At 63.9% G+C, this 19,322-nt stretch carries 14 protein-coding genes; 7 read left to right on the top strand and 7 right to left on the bottom strand.

Going from position 1 to position 19,322, the window contains the following annotated elements:
- Nucleotides 1-48 precede the first annotated feature (48 nt).
- The 7 genes from IB234_RS01170 to gshB form a co-directional block, all read right to left on the bottom strand.
- Entirely contained in the window at nucleotides 49-1,320 is a 1,272-nt protein-coding gene (locus IB234_RS01170) for a dihydroorotase (RefSeq protein ID WP_192312566.1), read from the bottom strand.
- Nucleotides 1,320-2,321 carry an aspartate carbamoyltransferase catalytic subunit gene (locus IB234_RS01165; protein ID WP_192312564.1) on the bottom strand — a complete coding sequence of 334 codons (1,002 nt, stop codon included), beginning with the start codon at nucleotides 2,319-2,321 and terminating at the stop codon, nucleotides 1,320-1,322. The genes IB234_RS01170 and IB234_RS01165 overlap by 1 nt, the downstream gene beginning before the upstream one ends.
- A gap of 9 nt (nucleotides 2,322-2,330) precedes the next feature.
- Complete coding sequence (gene pyrR, locus IB234_RS01160; protein WP_192312562.1) at nucleotides 2,331-2,837, bottom strand: bifunctional pyr operon transcriptional regulator/uracil phosphoribosyltransferase PyrR; 507 nt, start codon at nucleotides 2,835-2,837, stop codon at nucleotides 2,331-2,333.
- A gap of 14 nt (nucleotides 2,838-2,851) precedes the next feature.
- Entirely contained in the window at nucleotides 2,852-3,283 is a 432-nt protein-coding gene (ruvX, locus tag IB234_RS01155; protein ID WP_192312560.1) for a Holliday junction resolvase RuvX, read from the bottom strand.
- Nucleotides 3,280-3,846, bottom strand: coding sequence for a YqgE/AlgH family protein (locus tag IB234_RS01150; protein ID WP_192312558.1), 567 nt, complete (start codon nucleotides 3,844-3,846; stop codon nucleotides 3,280-3,282). Before IB234_RS01150 ends, ruvX begins: the two co-directional genes overlap by 4 nt.
- A gap of 76 nt (nucleotides 3,847-3,922) precedes the next feature.
- The gene (locus IB234_RS01145) at nucleotides 3,923-4,825 is read right to left on the bottom strand and encodes an energy transducer TonB (protein WP_192312556.1); all 903 of its coding nucleotides are present in this window, start codon (nucleotides 4,823-4,825) and stop codon (nucleotides 3,923-3,925) included.
- 87 nt (nucleotides 4,826-4,912) lie between these two features.
- Entirely contained in the window at nucleotides 4,913-5,872 is a 960-nt protein-coding gene (gene gshB, locus IB234_RS01140; RefSeq protein WP_192312554.1) for a glutathione synthase, read from the bottom strand.
- 225 nt (nucleotides 5,873-6,097) lie between these two features.
- Here gshB and pilG point away from each other — a divergent pair, with 225 nt between their 5' ends.
- The 7 genes from pilG to IB234_RS01105 all read left to right on the top strand — a co-directional run bounded on the left by pilG (nucleotide 6,098) and on the right by IB234_RS01105 (nucleotide 19,305).
- Nucleotides 6,098-6,505 carry a twitching motility response regulator PilG gene (gene pilG, locus IB234_RS01135; RefSeq protein WP_043310982.1) on the top strand — a complete coding sequence of 136 codons (408 nt, stop codon included), beginning with the start codon at nucleotides 6,098-6,100 and terminating at the stop codon, nucleotides 6,503-6,505.
- A gap of 45 nt (nucleotides 6,506-6,550) precedes the next feature.
- The gene (pilH, locus tag IB234_RS01130; RefSeq protein WP_043310983.1) at nucleotides 6,551-6,916 is read left to right on the top strand and encodes a twitching motility response regulator PilH; all 366 of its coding nucleotides are present in this window, start codon (nucleotides 6,551-6,553) and stop codon (nucleotides 6,914-6,916) included.
- 47 nt (nucleotides 6,917-6,963) lie between these two features.
- A complete protein-coding gene (locus tag IB234_RS01125; RefSeq protein WP_192312552.1) occupies nucleotides 6,964-7,500 on the top strand; it encodes a chemotaxis protein CheW in 537 nt (178 codons plus the stop codon).
- Nucleotides 7,501-7,584: 84 nt separating this feature from the next.
- Complete coding sequence (locus IB234_RS01120) at nucleotides 7,585-9,627, top strand: methyl-accepting chemotaxis protein (RefSeq protein WP_192312550.1); 2,043 nt, start codon at nucleotides 7,585-7,587, stop codon at nucleotides 9,625-9,627.
- A 68-nt stretch (nucleotides 9,628-9,695) separates the two neighbouring features.
- A complete protein-coding gene (locus IB234_RS01115; protein WP_192315512.1) occupies nucleotides 9,696-10,559 on the top strand; it encodes a CheR family methyltransferase in 864 nt (287 codons plus the stop codon).
- 24 nt (nucleotides 10,560-10,583) lie between these two features.
- Nucleotides 10,584-18,293, top strand: coding sequence for an Hpt domain-containing protein (locus IB234_RS01110; protein WP_192312548.1), 7,710 nt, complete (start codon nucleotides 10,584-10,586; stop codon nucleotides 18,291-18,293).
- On the top strand, nucleotides 18,286-19,305 hold the full coding sequence (locus tag IB234_RS01105) for a chemotaxis protein CheB (protein ID WP_192312545.1): 1,020 nt from the start codon (nucleotides 18,286-18,288) through the stop codon (nucleotides 19,303-19,305). The genes IB234_RS01110 and IB234_RS01105 overlap by 8 nt, the downstream gene beginning before the upstream one ends.
- Nucleotides 19,306-19,322 lie beyond the last annotated feature (17 nt).

The raw sequence follows: 19,322 nt of genomic DNA, 5'->3' as shown, positions 1-19,322 counted from the left end.
CAACGAAAAAGCCGCCTTCGGGCGGCTTTTTCGTTTCCGGGATGGTTATCAGCGCTGGTAGCTAATGCGACCATCTACGAGGGTGTAGCGCACCTGGCCAGGTAAACAGTGGCCGATGAATGGGCAGTTGCTGCCCTTCGAGCGCCAGGTCTCGCCGGCCAGGGTCTGGCCTTCCGCGTCGAACAGCAGCAGGTCAGCTGGGGCGCCCACGGCCAGGCGGCCGGCGGGCAGGCGCAGGGCCTTGGCCGGTCCGCTGGTGAGGCGGGCGAGCAGGGTCGGCAGATCGAGCAGACCGTCTTGTTCCAGAGTCAGAGCCAACGGCAGCAGCAGTTCGACGCTGCTGATGCCCGGCTCGGTGGCGCCGAACGGTGCCAGCTTGGCGTCGGCCTCGTGCGATTGGTGGTGGCTGGCGATGCTGCCGATCACGCCGTTCTTCACCGCTTCGCGCAGGCCGTCGCGGTCGAAGGCGGTGCGCAGCGGCGGTTGCACGTGGTACAGGCTGGAGAAGCCCAGCAGGGCCTCGTCGGTGAGGATCAGCTGGTACATCGCCACGTCAGCGGTCACCGGCAGGCCGCGAGCCTGGGCGGCGGCGATCATCTCGGCGCCGCGGGCGCTGGTGATCTGGCTGAAGTGGGCGCGCACGCCGCTCTGCTCGACCAGCAGCAGGTCACGGGCCAGGGCCACGGTCTCGGCGGTTTCCGGAATGCCGGCCAGGCCGAGGAAGCTGGCAGTGGCGCCCTCGTGGGCCAGACCGCCTTCGGCCAGCTCGAAGTCCTGGGCGTGGAACACCACGGTCAGATCGAAGGTGGCGGCGTATTCCAGGGCGCGGCGCAGGGTGCGGTTGTTGGCCATCGGCGCCAGGCCGTTGGCGAAGGCCACGCAGCCGGCGTCGCGCAGGGCGACCAGCTCGGCCAGCTGCTCGCCGGCGAGATTCTTGGTCAGGGCGCCGATCGGGAACACCTTGGTGTGCCCGGCTTCCTGGGCGCGGTCGAGGATCAGCTCGGCCACGGCCGGGGTGTCCAGCACCGGCTTGGTCAGCGGCGGGCAGCACAGGCTGGTGACACCGCCGGCGGCGGCGGCCAGGGTCTCGCTGGCGATATTGCCCTTGCGGCTGTAACCCGGCTCGCGCAGGGCCACGGACAGGTCGACCAGGCCGGGGCTGGCAATCAGGCCGCGGGCGTCCAGTTCCTGATCGGCGACGAAGCCGGCCGGCGCCTGGTCGAATGCGGCGAGCTTGCCGCCGTCCAGGTAGAGGTCGCGGACCTGGTCCAGGCCGCTGGCCGGGTCGATCACCCGGGCTCCGAGGATTCGCGTGCGCATCAGTTGTGTTCCTCGGCATTCAGTTGACGCTGGGCGGCCTGGCCGCTCATGGCCATCGACAGCACGGCCATGCGGATGGCGATGCCGTAGGTGACCTGGTTGAGGATGACCGACTGCGGGCCGTCGGCCACCGCCGACTCGATTTCCACGCCGCGGTTGATCGGCCCCGGGTGCATCACCAGGGCGTCCGGCTTGGCCAGCTTGAGGCGTTGCTCGGTCAGGCCATAGAGCTTGTAGAACTCGCCTTCGCTGGGCAGCAGGCCGCCCTGCATACGCTCGCGCTGCAGGCGCAGCATGATCACCACGTCGACGTTCTTGAGGCCCTCGGCGAGATCGCTGTAGACCTTCACCCCGTACTGCTCGATACCCACCGGCAGCAGGGTTTTCGGGCCGATCACGCGGATGTCCGGGCAGCCCAGAGTCTTCAGTGCCAGCATGTTCGAGCGCGCCACCCGCGAGTGCAGGATATCGCCGACGATCGCCACCGATAGATTCTCGAAGCTGCCCTTGTGTCGGCGGATGGTCAGCATGTCGAGCATGCCTTGGGTCGGGTGCGCGTGACGGCCGTCGCCGCCGTTGATGATCGCCAGGTTCGGGCACACGTGTTCGGCGATGAAGTGCGCGGCGCCGGAGTCGGCATGGCGCACGACGAAGATGTCGGCGGCCATGGCTTCCAGGTTGCGCAGGGTGTCGAACAGGGTCTCGCCCTTGCTGGTCGAGCTGGTCGACACGTTGAGGCTGATCACGTCGGCCGACAGGCGCTGGGCCGCCAGCTCGAAGGTGGTGCGGGTGCGCGTGGAGTTCTCGAAGAACACGTTGCACACAGTCTTGCCGCGCAGCAGCGGGACCTTCTTCACCGCGCGGGCGCCGACTTCGAGGAAGGAGTCGGCGGTGTCGAGGATTTCCGTCAGCAACTCGCGGGGCAGGCCGTCGAGCGAGAGGAAGTGGCGCAGCTGGCCCTGGTCGTTGAGTTGCAGCGAGCGCTTGGCGTCGGTGGGCATGGGGTATTCCTAGGCGGAAAGGCTTTGTAGCTCGAGGGTGAGCGGCGAGGGGCCGGACAATTTTACCCGTTGAGCAGGGAGCAGGGCGAGGGTGGCGCCGAGCACGTCGGCGTGGATTGGCAGCTCGCGGGCGTCCAGGTCGAGCAGGCTGACCAGGGTCACGCTGGCCGGACGGCCGTAGTCGAAGAGTTCGTTGAGGGCGGCGCGGATGGTGCGGCCGCTCATCAGTACGTCGTCGACCAATACTAGGTGCTGGTCCTCGATCTCGAACGGCAGCTCCGAGGGGCGCACCTGCGGGTGTAGGCCGCTGCGGGTGAAGTCGTCACGGTAGAACGATACGTCGAGTGTGCCGAGCGGCTGCTCCAAGCCCAGCTCGCGCAGCAGCGCCTCGGCGACCCATACGCCACCGGTGCGGATGCCGATGAAGTGCACCTGTTCGACGCCACGGCGCTTGAGCAGGGCCTGCAGGTCGCCGGCCATGCGCGGCAGCAGCTGTTGGGGATCGGGCAGGGTCATGGCGTTCCTCGCAATCAGTTCGAAAGATTCTGTTCCAGCCAGCCTTCCAGCAACAGGGCGGCGGCCAGGGCGTCCACCGGGCGCTCGCGGTAGCCGCCGCGCTGGCCCTGGGCCAGGCGCTGGCCTTTGGCCTCGAAGGTGGTCAGGCGTTCGTCGTGGGTGTGCACCGGCAGGTTGAAGCGGCCGTTGAGGCGGCGGGCGAACTTCTCCGCGCGCTCGCTCATCTCGCTCTTCGTTCCATCCATGTTCAGCGGCAGGCCGACGACGATGGCGTCCGGCTGCCATTCCTTGATCAGCGCCTCGACCTTCTGCCAGTCCGGCACGCCGTTCTGCGCCTTGAGCACGCAGAGTTCGCGGGCCTGGCCGGTGATGGCCTGGCCGACGGCGACGCCGATCTGTTTGGTGCCGTAGTCGAAGCCCAGCAGCAGGCGCAGGGCGGCACTCATGCGTGGCCGGCCTGGGCGGTGAGCAGGCTGAGGTTGATGCCCAGGCGTGCGGCGGCGGCGCTCAGGCGCTGCTCGGCGGGGGTGTCGAAGAGGATGGCGGCGTCGGCCGGGCAGGTCAGCCAGGCGTTGTCGGCCAGTTCTGTCTCCAGCTGGCCGGCTTCCCAGCCGGCGTAGCCGAGTGTGATCAGATATTTGGCGGGTCCGCTGCCGTCGGCGATGGCGAACAGCGCGTCCTGGGAGGTGGACAGGGCCAGCTCGCCCAGCTCCAAGGTGGCCTGGAAGCTCTGTCCCGACCGGTGCAGGACAAAGCCACGATCGGTCTGTACCGGGCCGCCGGCGAAGATCGGCAGGCTCTGGCAGAGGGCGGGGGGCGTCTCGTCGGGGCGCAGCTGCTCCAGCACGTCGGCCAGGTTGAGGCCGTTGGGGCGGTTGATCACCAGGCCCATGGCGCCCTGCTCGTTGTGTTCCACCAGGTAGGTGACGGTCTGCGCAAAGTTGGGATCGGCCATGTGTGGCATGGCGATCAGGAAGTGGTGCTTGAGGTAACTGGCGGCGGTCTTCATGGGCGCTAGTTTCGACCCTGACGGCGCCGGCTTCAAGCGCCGGGCGGAAATGCCGCAGCATGCCAGGTGGGCTGGTTCAATTGCTGGAAAGGCGGTCACCGCGCTCGAAGCGCCAGGTGCGGATGATTTCCAGGCGGTCGATGTCGGCCAGGTCGCCGGTGAACGGGGCGAAGGGCGCGGCCAGGCGCACGATGCGCAGGGCTGCCTGGTCCAGTACCGGCTGGCCGGACGGCTCCAGCACCTGGACTTCATACAGGGTACCGTCGCGGTTGATCGATACCAGCAGGCGCAGGCTGCCGTACACGCGCTGGCGGCGCGCTTCTTCCGGGTAATTGAGGTTGCCGACCCGTTCGACCTTCTTGCGCCATTCGTCCTTGTACCAGGCTCCCTTGTCGCGCATGGTCGAGGCGGCGTTCAGTCGGTGGATCTTCGGGCGCTTGGCGTAGAGCTGTTGCTCCTGGGCCAGTTCGGCTTCCAGGCTGGCGATGTCGGCGGAAAGTTGGGCAGTGTCGAACACCGGAGCCGGCTGTGCGTCGGGCTGCGGCTCTTCTTCCTTCTGCTTGGTGGCGGCCTTCTGTTGCTGCTGCTTGGTGGTGGTCAGCGAGGTCTTGGCAGGGGCGGCTTCCTTACGCTGAGTCGGCTGTGGAGCCGTGGCCGGGGTCACCTTGTTGACCTTGCTGTCCTGGAAGGGGGCCTGCTCGGTGGTCTTCGGCGCGGCCTTGTGCTCCAGGGTGCCGCTGCCTTCTTGGTTGTTCTGCGCCAGGTAGTCGGCTTTTTCTGGGGCTTTCTCGCTCTTGAAGGTGGATAGGGTGATTTCCAGGGTCTTGCTGATCTGTCCAGGTTCGGCCAGGGTAAAGCTGACGCCGAGGATCAGCGCCAGGTGCAGCAGGGTGGCGACGAACAGGGTGAAGCCCAGGCGATCCGCGGGTCGGATGCCTGAGCTGGTCAGTTCGGCTGGAGGTTTCAGTGCTGCGTTCATCTGGCGACGGCGGGAATCGAATTGCCGCGCAGTCTGCCGGCTAGGGCCGGCGACCTGCAAGCCGCATGCGCCAAGCTGCCACCTGGATCAAGCTTTGCGCGCTGCAAGCTTGCTCTCGATGGCGTCCATCAGGCGCTCGCCGATGCGGGTGTCGAAGGCCTTGTCGATCTCGCGGATGCAGGTCGGGCTGGTCACGTTGATCTCGGTGAGATGCTCGCCGATCACGTCCAGACCGACGAACAGTAGGCCCTTCTCGCGCAACGCCGGGCCGACTTCGGCAGCGATCCAGCGGTCGCGCTCTGTCAGTGGTCTGGCCTCACCGCGGCCGCCGGCGGCCAGGTTGCCGCGGGTTTCGCCCTGGGCCGGAATGCGCGCCAGGCAGTAGGGGATCGGTTCGCCGTCGATCATTAGGATGCGTTTGTCGCCATCCTTGATCGCGGGCAGGTAGCCCTGCGCCATACACTGCTGGGTGCCGTGAGCGGTCAGCGTCTCGAGGATCACCGAGAGGTTGGGGTCGCCGACACGATGGCGGAAGATCGACGAACCGCCCATGCCGTCCAGGGGTTTGAGAATGATGTCACGCTGCGTTTCGGCGAACTCGCGCAGAATGTCGGCCCTGCGGCTGACCAGGGTAGGTGGCATGCAGTGGGGGAACTGGGTGGCGAACAGCTTCTCGTTGCAGTCGCGTAGGCTCTGCGGGCGGTTGACCACCAATACGCCTTCACGTTCGGCCTGCTCCAGCAAGTAAGTGGAGTAGACGAACTCGTTATCGAAGGGCGGATCCTTGCGCATCAGGATCACGTCCAGGTCGGCCAGAGGGGCATCTTTCTCCTCGCTCAGTTCGAACCAGCGCTGCGGGTCGTTGAATACCTGAAGCGGCTGCATGCGGGCCCGGGCCTGACCGGCGTTGCTGTAGAGATCGCGCTGTTCCATATAGTAGAGAGACCAGCCACGTGCTTGCGCAGCCAAGAGCATGGCCAGCGAGCTATCCTTCTTGAAGTTGATCTGGGCGATGGGATCCATGACGATCCCCAGGCGAATGCTCATCGGGGTGAAACCTGCTTCAAGGTGGCGGAAGGGATGCACAAGGGTGGCGCCGCAGGGCGCTGCCGGTCAAGAAAAACCCCCAGTATTAGGGGCTTATAGATTGCATCAGGAGAGTGTGCTAAAAAGTCCGGACGATCGGGTCGCAGCCCGTCAGTGTTACGGCCTCAGCCACACTGTGCTGTATCGATAAAACAAATGACTCACCGAGGCGATGGTAGGGCAGACATGGAACAGCATTCCGAGGGTTTGAAGGTCATGGTGATCGACGATTCGAAAACGATTCGTCGCACCGCCGAGACTCTGCTGAAGAAGGTGGGTTGCGAGGTCATAACCGCAGTAGATGGTTTCGATGCATTGGCCAAAATCGCCGATACGCATCCGAGCATCATCTTCGTCGACATCATGATGCCGCGCCTCGATGGCTATCAGACCTGCGCCCTGATCAAGAACAATAGTGCTTTCAAATCCACCCCGGTGATCATGCTGTCCTCCAAGGACGGCCTGTTCGACAAGGCCAAGGGGCGTATCGTTGGTTCCGACCAGTACCTGACCAAGCCCTTCAGCAAGGAGGAGCTTCTCGGAGCCATCAAGACGCATGTGCCCGAGTTCGTCCCGGTGGAGCAAGCCTCCTGATGTCCGGCCACAAGCCGGTGATGCCTATTCCGAATGGGGAACTTCATGGCTCGTATTCTGATTGTTGATGACTCACCGACCGAGATGTACAAGCTGACCGCCATGCTCGAGAAGCACGGTCACCAGGTACTCAAGGCGGAGAATGGTGCCGACGGTGTTGCCCTGGCTCGCCAGGAAAAGCCCGATGCCGTGCTGATGGATATCGTCATGCCCGGCCTGAACGGCTTCCAGGCGACCCGTCAACTGACCAAGGACGCCGAAACCAGTCACATCCCGGTGATCATCGTCACCACCAAGGATCAGGAGACCGACAAGGTCTGGGGCAAGCGCCAAGGCGCGCGTGACTACCTGACCAAGCCTGTCGACGAAGACACGCTGATGAAGACCCTCAACTCGGTGCTGGCCGGCTAACGCCGCGCCAGCCTGTAGTCACATAAGAAGAAAAGGCCAAGGTCGGCATGTCGGACGCCCAAACCCCCTTCCAGCTTCTCGTCGAACTCGACCGTCACTGTCGTGTGCTGGCCGCAGGTCTGCCATCCCAGCAGCAAGCGGTACAGACCTGGAGTGGCATCGGGTTTCGCATGGGTGAGCGCTATTTCGTGGCGCCCATGGGAGAGGTTGGCGAAGTCCTGCATGAGCCTCGGCATACCCTTCTTCCCGGCGTCAAAAGCTGGGTCAAGGGAGTGGCCAACGTGCGTGGCAGGCTCTTGCCGGTCATGGATCTTTGCGGCTTCTTCGGCAGTGAGCTGTCGCCTCTGCGCAAGCAGCGACGCGTGCTAGTGGTAGATCATAATGAAGTCTTCGCCGGCCTTACGGTCGATGAAGTGTTCGGTATGCAGCATTTTCCGGTGGATACCTTCTCCGAGCAGCTGCCACCGTTGGAGGCGACGATTTCGCCTTTCATTCATGGGGTTTTCCAGCGTGAGCGACCTTGGCTGGTGTTCAGCCCGCATGCGTTGGCGCAGCACCAGGGTTTTCTCGACGTAGCGGTATAAGAAATTTCGGTTGGGTCGGTAGTTGCCGGCCCTTTGGCGTTACATGGAAATCGTTGTGCGGTCGGTCCAGGCGGGGGCCAAATAATGAAGAAACTCGATGCAGGCAATCTCTTGGCAGGTGTGCGTAGTAACACGCTGATCGCCGGACTCTTCATAGTCCTGATCATTTCCATCGTGCTGCTGTTCGCCAACTTCGCCTACCTCAACACCCAGTCGAACTACGACAAGGAATACATCAGCCACGCGGGTGAACTGCGCGTGCTGTCCCAGCGTATCGCGAAGAACGCCACGGAAGCGGCGACCGGTAAGGCAGAGGCCTTCCCGTTGCTGAAGGAAGCACGCCGTGACTTCGAAGAGCGCTGGGGATTCCTGACCTCTGGTAACGAAGCCAGCGGCCTGCCGGGCGCGCCGGAGTCGGTGAAGCCGCAGATGGACGAGGTGCAGAAAGACTGGGATGTGCTGCGGCAGAACGCCGACGCAATCCTGCAGAGTGAGCAGACCGTACTGTCCCTGCATCAGGTAGCGGCGACCCTCGCCGAAACCATTCCGCAGCTGCAGGTCGAGTACGAAGAGGTGGTCGATATCCTGCTGCAGAGCGGCGCACCCGCCGCCCAGGTGTCGGTTGCCCAGCGTCAATCCCTGCTTGCCGAACGTATCCTTGGTTCGGTGAACAAGGTGCTGGCCGGTGACGACGACTCCGTCCAGGCCGCCGACATGTTCGGTCGTGACGCCAGCCTGTTCGGTCGCGTGCTCAAGGCGATGATCGAAGGCAACAGTGCCATGGAGATCTCCGCGGTGACCGACGAAGACGCCCTGGAGCGTCTGGCCGAGATTTCCGAACTGTTCCAGTTCGTTTCCGGTTCGGTGGACGAGATTCTCGAGACTTCCCCGGAACTGTTCCAGGTCCGTGAGTCCGCCAACACTATCTTCACCGGCTCGCAGACCCTGCTGGACAAGACCTCCGGCCTGGCTGGCGAGTTTGAGGATCTGGCAGACGGCCGTTACTTCAATACCATCGCCGGCTATGTGCTGGGTGCCATCGCGCTGGCCGCGATCATCCTCATCGGTCTGGTGATGGTGCGCGAGACCAACCGCCGTCTGGGCGAGACTGCCGAGAAGAACGAGCGTAACCAGACTGCGATTCTGCGACTGCTCGACGAAATCGCCGACCTTGCAGACGGTGACCTGACGGTGGCCGCAACCGTAACCGAGGACTTCACCGGTGCGATCGCTGACTCCATCAACTACTCCATTGACCAGCTGCGTGACTTGGTAGCGACGATCAACCTGACCGCCGTGCAGGTGGCCGCCGCTGCCCAGGAAACCCAGGCCACGGCAATGCATCTGGCCGAAGCGTCCGAACACCAGGCCCAGGAGATCGCCGGCGCATCCGCGGCGATCAACGAAATGGCCGTGTCGATTGACCAGGTATCGGCGAACGCCGCGGAATCGTCCGCGGTAGCGGAACGTTCCGTAGCCATTGCCAACAAGGGTAACGAGGTGGTGCACAACACCATCACCGGCATGGATAACATCCGTGAGCAGATCCAGGACACCTCGAAGCGGATCAAACGCCTCGGTGAGTCGTCCCAGGAGATCGGTGACATCGTTAGCCTGATTAACGACATTGCCGACCAGACCAACATCCTCGCACTGAACGCCGCGATCCAGGCCTCCATGGCCGGTGACGCCGGTCGAGGCTTCGCCGTGGTAGCGGACGAGGTACAACGCCTCGCAGAACGTTCCTCCGCGGCAACCAAGCAGATCGAGGCGCTGGTTAAGACGATTCAGACCGACACAAACGAAGCGGTTATCTCCATGGAGCAGACCACTTCCGAAGTGGTACGCGGTGCCCGCCTGGCGCAGGACGCCGGTGTGGCCCTGGAAGAGATCGAGAAGGTATCCAAGACCCTCGCGGCCTTGATCCAGAACATCTCCAACGCCGCCCGTCAGCAGGCTTCGTCTGCTGGCCACATCTCCAACACCATGAACGTGATTCAGGAGATCACCTCGCAGACCTCCGCAGGTACCACCGCTACCGCCAAGAGCATTGGTAACCTGGCCAAGATGGCCAGTGAGATGCGACGTTCGGTATCCGGCTTTACCCTGCCGGAAGGCCAGGCCTGATCAGGGGCAGGGCGGCGGCCTGAGAGGGTCGCCGCCCGGCGTATTCGGCCATGAGCGAGGGGCAAGGCATGCAGCCAAGCGGCGTCTGGGCTCTGAAACCCATGGCCGACATGACACAGGGAGAGTTCCGCGACTGGCAGGCACTGCTGGAAGAGCGCACTGGCGTGGTGATAAACGAACAGCGCCGGGCTTTTCTGCAGACCAACCTGACTGCGCGCATGCGGGAACTGGGTGTCGACGATTACGCCAGCTATTACCGCCAGGTTACCGACGGGCCGCGAGGTGCCGTCGAGTGGTCGACCCTGCTGGACCGCCTCACCGTGCAGGAAACCCGCTTCTTTCGGCATCGGCCGTCCTTTGATGTGCTCGAAAGTTACCTGCGCGCGCACCTAGTCACGGATGAGACATCGCAGCCTCTGGCACTCTGGAGCGTAGGTTGCTCCAGCGGTGAGGAGCCTTACTCGATGGCAATCTGCGTCGATAGTCTGCTGCGCGAGTTGGGGAGCGAACGGCAGTTCGGAGTGACGGGCACCGATATCAGCCTGAGCGCGTTGGGTAAGGCTCGCGAGGCTGTCTACGGTGCCCGCAAGCTGGAACAGATGGACAGCGACCTGTGCGAGCGTTACTTCCTCGCCCAGGCGGATGGTCGTTACAAGGTAGTGCCGGATCTGGCAGCGCGTGTCTGCGCTGCCAGATTAAATGTGCTGGAGCTGGCCAAGGCGCCTCAATCCGGCATGGATGTCATTTTTTGCCAGAACCTGCTGATCTACTTCCGCCGCTGGCGCCGCCGGGAAATCCTCAATCGCCTGGCCGAACGCCTGGCTCCTGGGGGCCTGCTGGTGGTCGGGGTGGGAGAGGTGATCGGCTGGCAGCACCCGGATCTGGAACCGGTGGCTGACGAGCGGGTTCTGGCGTTCACCCGCAAGGGCTAAGACAAGAATATGAGTGGAGTCGGTATGGGTGATCGGCACGACTATGTCGCCCTGGAGTGGGTCAAGGGCGAGATCGCGGAAACCCTGAAGCAGGCGCGTCAGGCCCTGGAGGCGTTCGTCGAGAACCCGCAGGACGCCACGCGAATGCGTTTCTGCCAGACCTACGTACACCAGGTCCATGGCACTCTGCAGATGGTGGAGTTCTATGGCGCTGCCCTGCTGGCCGAGGAGATGGAGCAGCTGGCTCAGGCGCTCCTGGATGGTCGCGTAGGCAACCAGAACGAAGCTCTGGAAGTGTTGATGCAGGCCATTCTGCAGCTGCCGGCCTACCTCGATCGTATCCAGAGCGCTCGCCGCGACCTGCCGATGGTCGTGCTGCCGCTGCTCAACGATCTGCGCGCCGCGCGCGGCGAGAACCTGCTGTCGGAAACCAGCCTGTTCTCTCCCGATCTGTCTGGCCGCCTACCTGCCCTGTCCCTCGACTCCCTTGAAAAACTGCGGACCGCCGAGCTGCCAGTGCTCCTGCGCAAGCTACGGCAGATGCTGCAGATGGCTCTGGTCGGGGTGATCCGCAACCAGGACCTGGCGACCAACCTGGGCTACATGGCCCGCGTGTTCGCACGCCTGGAGACCCTGTGCAAGGAGGCGCCGCTCGGCCCGCTGTGGCAGATCGCTTCTGGCATGGTCGAGGGGCTGGCCAATGGCAGCGTGGCGAACAGCACCTCCGTACGTACCCTGCTGCGTCAGGTGGACAAGGAGCTCAAACGCCTGGTCGACCAGGGTGCGGATGGTATCAATCAGGGCGCTCCGGATGAGCTAACCAAGAACCTGCTCTTCTATGTCGCCAAGGCCTCGGCCCAGTCGCCGCGCTTGCGCGCCCTGAAGGACCAGTATCGTCTGGACGAGGCGCTACCCGATAGCGGCGTGGTTGATGAGGAACGCGCCCGCCTGGCTGGTCCGGACCGCGACGCCATGCGTTCGGTGGTCGGAGCTCTGTGCGAGGAGCTGGTCAGGGTCAAGGACAGCCTCGACCTGTTCGTGCGCAGTGATCGCAAGCAGATCACCGAGCTCGACGGCCTACTGGCTCCGCTTAAACAGATCGCGGATACCCTGGCCGTGCTCGGTTTCGGTCAGCCGCGCAAGGTCATCCTCGATCAGCTAGACGTGGTTCACGCCTTGTCCCTCGGCCAGCGTGAGCCGAATGATGCGGTGCTGATGGATGTAGCCGGGGCGCTGCTCTATGTCGAGGCCACGCTGGCCGGTATGGTCGGCCCTGGCGACGATGCACAGAACGAGCAGAGTCACCTGCCTACCACCGACGTGGCGCAGATTCATCAGCTTGTCATTAAAGAGGCGCGTACCGGTCTGGAGCAGGCCAAGGACGCGATCATCGAGTTCATCGCCTCGCAGTGGAACCACGAACATCTGGCCCGCGTGCCGGAGTTGCTGACGCAGGTCCGTGGTGGCCTGGCCATGATCCCTCTGACTCGTGCCGCCAGCCTGCTGCAGGCCTGCACACGCTACATCCAGGAGCAGCTGTTGGTACGCAAGGCCGTACCCAACTGGCAGAACCTGGACACGCTGGCCGATGCCATCACCAGTGTCGAGTACTACCTGGAGCGACTGGCCGAGGATCATGCCAGCCAGGGCGACCTGATTCTCGATGTTGCCGAAGAGAGCCTGGAGAGCCTGGGTTACCCGCTCAAGGAGCGACCGTCGATCCTCGACCGCATCGAGCCGCGCGAGGAGATGCCTGCCCCGCTAGCCGACCCGCTGCAGGAGATCGAGGTTCTGGCCGCTGAAGAGATCTCCTTCCAGGAGCCCCTGATGGAAGAGGCGCTGGAGTTGGAAGAACTGCCGGCGTTGTCTCTCGACGAGCCAAGTGAGGAACTGAGCGCCGATTTCGAGCTTCTGGCCGAAGATGCCGGCGAGCTGCTGGTATCCGACGACAATTGGAGCCTGGGCGAGGCAGCAGCAGACGAGTCCTCAGGTATCGATCTGAGCCTGGATGCTCCGCTCGAGATGTCCGCCGAGCCGGAAGTGTTCACGTTCGAGAGTAGTTTCACTGCGGAAACTGGTGCGTTGCCGGCTGCCGATGAACTACCGGCGCTAGGTGAGAGCCTGCCGGAACTGTCGCTCGATGGTGAGGAGTTGAGTCTCGACAGCACGCCGACACAGTGGGACGAGCTGGAGATCGCCGATCTGGAGCTACCGGAGGTCGAGCTGCCGAGCGCGCCAGTGGCGCCCGAGCTGCCTCAGCCGGCAGCCGAAAAGCCGATGACCATGGCCGAAGTGATGGCCGCTCCGGTGCAGGCGATCAACCCGCCGGCCCAGGACGTGCCGCCTAGCCTGTTGCCCCCGCCCGCCGACGAAGAACCGGTGGACGAAGAGCTGCTGGAAGTCTTCATCGAAGAGGTCGGCGAGGTTCTCGAGACCATCAACGAGTACCTCCCGCAGTGGCGTGCCGACACTGACAACAAGGAGGCGCTGACCGAAGTGCGGCGCGCTTTCCACACCCTCAAGGGTAGTGGTCGCATGGTCCGCGCGCTGATCATCGGCGAGCTGGGCTGGTCCATCGAGAACATGCTCAACCGTGTACTGGATCGCAGCATTCAGCCCGACGAGCCGGTGCAGCAGGTGATCGTCGACGTAGTGGAGCTGATGCCGTCACTGGTCGACGAGTTCGCCGCCAAGGCGCAGCGTCAGCGGGATGATGTCGACCGCTTGGCCGCTACCGCCCACGCATTGGCCCGAGGCCAAGTGCCTGGCTTTGTCAGTACGCCGGTCGCGATCGAAGCCGCGGGTGAGCCGCTGGAAGAACCTGTCGCCGAACTGCCGATCGAGGTAGAGACAGAGGAAGCCGTACCGGAGGTCGCCGCCTCCGTTGTGTCGAACAATGAAGAGGCTCTCGATCCGCTGTTGCTGGAAATTTTCCGCAATGAGGCCGAGACCCACCTGGATACCCTGGTTGGCTTCCTAGCGGATTGCGCCCAGGTATTGCCGCAGCCGGTCACCGACAACCTGCAACGCGCCCTGCATACCCTCAAGGGCAGTGCGCACATGGCCGGTATTCTGCCGATCGCCGAGATTGCCACTCCGCTGGAAAAACTGGTCAAGGAGTTCAAGACCAATCTGATCGATATGGATCTGGGCGAGGCTGAGCTGTTGCGCGATGCCGAGCATCTGTTCCGTGCCGGCCTGGAGCAGCTGGAGAGTCAGCCGCTGGCGCCGATTCCAGGAGCCGCCGAATTCCTCGAACGCGTGCAGAAGCTGCATCAGTCTCGCCTCGAGAGTGCCGAAAGCGCTCGTCTGGATGAGTCGGATCAGCGCGATCCGCAGCTGATCTCCATCTTCCTCGCCGAGGGCATGGATATCCTGCTGGACGCGGAGGATCTGCTACGCAAATGGCGTGAACATCCCAGTGAGCAGCAGGAGCTGTCTGCGCTACTGGATGAGCTCACCACCCTTGGCCGCGGTGCCGAAATGGCGGAGCTGCCGCAGATCGACGAGTTGTGCCAAGCCCTGCTGGCGCTCTACCAGGCTGCTCTCGACGGCCGCCTGGCGGTCAGCGAGCACTTCTTCGCCGAAGCTGAGGCAGCCCATGAGGCGCTGATCGGCATGATGGATCAGGTGGCTGCCGCTCTGGAGGTCAGTCCGCAGCCTGAGCGTGTTGCCGCCTTGCGCAATCTGCTCGACCAGGCGCTGGATCCGGCCACCCTCGCACTATTGGACGCCAATAGCGATGCCGGCCTGGAAGTGATCGAACTGGACGAGCTGTCAGCCGAGCCCCAGTTCGAGCCGCAGTCGGAGTTGGAGCCCGAACCAATACTGGCACCTGAGCCCGAGCCTATCGCGTTTGCCGCGCCAGAGCCGGCTGTGCCGGCAAGCATGCCGGAGAACCTTGACGCCGAGATGGTGGAGATCTTCCTGGAGGAGGCCGTCGACATCCTGGACAGTGCCGGTCAGGCGCTCGACCGTTGGCTAGGCGATCCAGATAACACGCTGGCGCTGTCCTCCCTGCAGCGCGACCTGCATACCCTCAAGGGTGGCGCGCGCATGGCGGAGATCCGTGCCATCGGTGATCTGGCTCATGAGCTGGAATCCCTGTATGAAGGCCTGGTCGATCGCCGCTTCAGCTATTCCCCGGCTCTGGCTGGCTTGCTGCAGCAGAGCCATGACCGCCTGGCCGTCGTGCTCGAGCAATTGCAGCGGGGGCAGCCCCTGCTGGACTCCACAGCGTTGATCGACGCGATCCGCTCCTTTCGCCAAGGCGGCACGATAGCCGCGCCGAGTGTCTCGGCCAGCAGCGAAAGCCAGCAGATCAGTATCGATAGCGAGCCCGAGCTGTTGGCTCCATTCGAGCCGGCAGCCGAGGATGAGCAGCCTTCGGCGGAAATCGATCTGGGCGAACTGGCCGAGGTGGATTTCGTCGCGCCCCAGCTGGACGAACTGCCTGAGCTGAATATCGAAGCCGCCGCTGAACAGCCGGAAGAGTCTCTTCCCGAAGAGCTGCCATCGCTGAGCGCGGATGAGTGGCACCTGGACGAATCACTGCCTGCACTCGGCGCCGAGGCGCTGGAAGAGCAGCCGACAGTTGATCTGCACCCGACCGAGCCTGTCCAGCAGGATCAGGGGGCGTCAGCGGAAATCGATCTGGGTGAGCTGACAGAGGTGGACTTCGTCGCGCCGCAGATGGACGACCTGCCCGAGCTGACCATAGAGACGTCCGGTGAGCAGCCGGAAGAGACTCTGCCGGAAGAACTGCCGGCGCTGAGTTCGGATGAGTGGCATCTGGATGAATCCCTGCCGGCACTGGGCGCCGAGGCACTCGAGCCGGTTAATGCAACTCCAGCACCGCTCGACGCTCCAGAGCCAGAGCCAGTTGCCCCTGTCGTTTCTGCCCAGTCGATACCGGTGGTGGATCGTGACCCCGAACTGGTTGAGATCTTCCTCGAGGAAGGCTTCGACATCATGGACAGCGCCTCTGCTGCATTGCAGCGGTGGATGACCGATGTCGCCAATACCCTCGAAGTCGAGTCCCTGCAGCGTGATCTGCATACCCTGAAGGGCGGCGCGCGCATGGCCGAGATCCGCGAGATCGGTGATCTGGCGCATGAGCTGGAGTTTCTCTACGAAGGCGTTGGCGATGGCCGCCTGAAGGCCAACGGAGACCTGTTCGGTGTGCTGCAGGCCTGCCACGACCGGCTCTCCGAGATGCTCGAAGCGGTGCGCAGCAACAGCACCATTCCCGATGGGTTGGCGCTGATCGAAACCATCAAGCGTTTTCGTGCCGATCCCGAGGCCCAGCTAAGCGTACCTACCAGCGTGCACCTGCAGCCGGTGGTGGAGGAAGACGCAGGTGCAGAGGCCGACATTCTCGATATCTTCCTCGAGGAAGGTGACGACCTGCTGGAGGCCATGGAAGCAGCGATCGGCCGTTGGGAGGCCGACCGTGAGAACGGCGCTGCCATTGACGAACTGTTGCGCATCCTGCACACCCTCAAGGGCGGTGCCCGGTTGGCTGGACAGAAGCGTCTGGGTGACCTCAGTCATGATCTCGAACAACATCTGACCGAGGCCCAGCAACAGGGCTCGCCGTGGCCCGAGAGCCTGTTCCTCGATGTGCAGTCCGGCTTCGAGGGCTTGCAGCAGGAGCTCGACCAGCTACGCAAGCGTCTGGATGACAGCCAAGTGTCCGACGTCCAGACCGAGCCTGAGATCGAGTCTCCTTCGGTAGAAGCGGCGCCTGCGCAGGTGACGCTGAGCACTCCGATAGTGGCGGCCAGTGCCCAGCCGCAACAGGATCATCAGCTCAAGGTTCTCCCCTTCGTCGAACGTGCTGCCGAGGCTGCCGCCCGCGCAGCCGCTCAGCGTGCGCCGCAGGAATTGGTCAAGGTCCCGGCCGAGCTGCTCGAGGGTCTGGTCAACCTGGCGGGTGAGACCTCGATCTTCCGAGGCCGTGTCGAGCAACAGGTCAGCGATTTCGGATTCACCCTCGGCGAGATGGAAGCCACCATCGAGCGGGTACGCGATCAGCTGCGCCGCCTCGATATCGAGACCCAGGCGCAGATTCTCAGCCGTTACCAGGCCGAGGCCGAGCGTGCCGGCTACGAAGATTTCGACCCGTTGGAAATGGACCGTCACTCGCAATTGCAGCAGCTGTCCCGTGCGCTGTTCGAGTCGGCCTCCGACTTGCTCGACCTGAAGGAAACCCTGGCCACTCGTAACCGCGATGCCGAGACCCTGCTATTGCAGCAGGCACGGGTAAACACCGAGTTGCAGGAAGGTCTGATGCGCACCCGCATGGTGCCTTTCGACCGCCTGGTACCGCGCCTGCGCCGTATCGTCCGCCAGGTGGCCGGCGAGCTGGGCAAGCAGGTCGAGTTCCATGTCGGCAACGCCGAAGGCGAGATGGACCGCACCGTGCTGGAGCGTATCGTCGCGCCGCTGGAGCACATGCTGCGCAACGCCGTTGACCACGGTATCGAGCCGGGCGACAAGCGTCGCGCGGCCGGTAAGTCGGAGGTCGGCAACATACGTCTGACCCTGGGTCGAGAGGGTGGTGACATCCTTCTGACCCTGGCCGACGACGGTGGCGGTATCCGCCTCGACGCGGTCAAGCGCAAGGCTCTTGAGCGTGGCCTGATGACCGATGACAGCGATCTCAGCGATCACGAGATCCTGCAGTTCATTCTCGAAGCCGGTTTCTCCACGGCCGAGAAGGTCACGCAGATCTCCGGCCGTGGTGTTGGCATGGACGTGGTGCATTCCGAGGTGAAGCAACTCGGTGGCTCCATGAGCATCGAGTCGACCGTTGGAGAAGGTACTCGCTTCCTGATCCGCCTGCCGTTCACCGTGTCGGTGAACCGGGCGCTGATGGTGACCTCCGGGGAAGACTTCTACGCCATCCCGCTGAACACCATCGAGGGTATCGTGCGGGTCTCGCCGTATGAGCTGGAGGCCTACTACGGGCCGGATGCCCCGCGCTTCGAGTACGCCGGCCAGGCCTACGAACTGAAGTACCTGGGCGACCTGCTGAACAATGGCCAGCAACCCAAGCTGGTGGGGCAGAGCCTGCCGCTGCCGGTGATCCTGGTGCGCTCCAGCGAGCACGCCGTAGCGGTTCAGGTGGACGGCTTGGCGGGCTCCCGCGAGATCGTGGTGAAGAGCCTCGGGCCGCAGTTCGCCGGGGTGCACGGCATTTCTGGTGCAACCATCCTCGGTGATGGTCGCGTGGTGGTGATCCTCGACCTGCTGGCCAACATCCGTGTGCGCCACGCCCACCTGCTGGGCCAGGTCCAGGCCCCGCGCCTGGTCAACCAGGAAGCGCTATCGACCGAGAGCGATGCTACGCGGCCGACGCTGGTCATGGTGGTTGACGACTCGGTCACCGTACGCAAGGTCACCAGCCGCCTGCTGGAACGCAACGGGATGAACGTGCTGACTGCCAAGGACGGGGTCGATGCCATCGCCCAGCTGCAGGAGCACAAGCCGGACATCATGCTGCTCGACATCGAGATGCCGCGTATGGATGGCTTCGAAGTGGCCACCCTGGTGCGTCACGACGAGCGCCTGAAGGATCTGCCGATCATCATGATCACCTCGCGGACCGGCGAGAAGCACCGTGATCGGGCCATGGCCATCGGCGTCAACGAATACCTGGGCAAGCCGTACCAGGAATCGGATCTGCTGGAAAATATCCTGAAACTGGTCAAGGACAAGGCCAATGGCTGACAGAACTGCTGCTCGTATTGCGGTCATCGCCGACACCTCGCTGCAGCGCCACGTGCTGCAGCAGGCTCTGTCCGGCAGCGGCTACCAAGTCGTGCTCAATAGCGACCCGGCGCGCCTCGACGAGGCGGCTCTGGCCGATTGTGAGACCGACCTGTGGCTGGTGGACCTAGCCCAGTCGGAAGACTCGCCACTGGTCGACAACCTGCTGGAGAAAGCCAGCGCCCCGGTGCTGTTCGGCGAGGGGCATGCCCCCGAGCGTCACTCGGAGAACTACCCGCGCTGGGAGCGTCGCCTGTTCGGCAAGCTCAAGCGCCTGGTCGGTGATCCGGCACAGGCCGTAGGCCCGAGCCTGGAGGCCCTGCTGGCCGAGGCGCAACGTCCCAGCCGCCTGGAACTGCCGGCATCGTTGGCCGAAACGCCGCTGGTGGCCGGTGAGCCGGCCAGGCAGATTTGGCTGTTGGCCGCCTCGCTCGGCGGTCCGGCGGCGGTCAAGGAGTTCCTCGACGCGCTGCCAGGCGGTCTGCCAATCGGCTTCATCTATGCCCAGCACATCGACGCTGCCTTCGAATCTGCATTGCCGCAGGCCGTAGGCCGCCACAGCCAGTGGCATGTCAACCCGGCTCGCCAGGGCGATGCCGTGCGCTGTGGTGAAGTGGTGGTGGCGCCGATCGGCAACGAACTCGGCTTCACCGAGGATGGCTCCATGCAGCTGGCCGACCGCGGCTGGCCGGAGCCCTACAGCCCCTCCATCGATCAGATGATGCTCAACCTGGCCCAACAGTTCGGCGCCAACTGCGGCGTGATCGCCTTCAGCGGCATGGGCAGTGACGGCAGCGCCGCCGCTGCCTACGTGCGCCGTCAGGGGGGCGTGATCTGGACCCAGAGGGCCGACAGCTGCGCCAGCCCGAGCATGCCCGACAGCCTGCGTGAGGGCGGCTACAGCAGCCTCAGTGGTGACCCGCGTGAGCTGGCCGCCGCCCTGGTCAACCACCTGGCCGCGCAGTGCCAGTAACGGCCTCAGCTGTCTTT

The organism is Pseudomonas sp. PDM16 (assembly GCF_014851865.1).
Lineage (GTDB): Bacteria > Pseudomonadota > Gammaproteobacteria > Pseudomonadales > Pseudomonadaceae > Aquipseudomonas.
The sequence above is the reverse complement of the archived record's forward strand: the minus strand, read 5'-3'. Positions and strand labels throughout refer to the sequence as shown.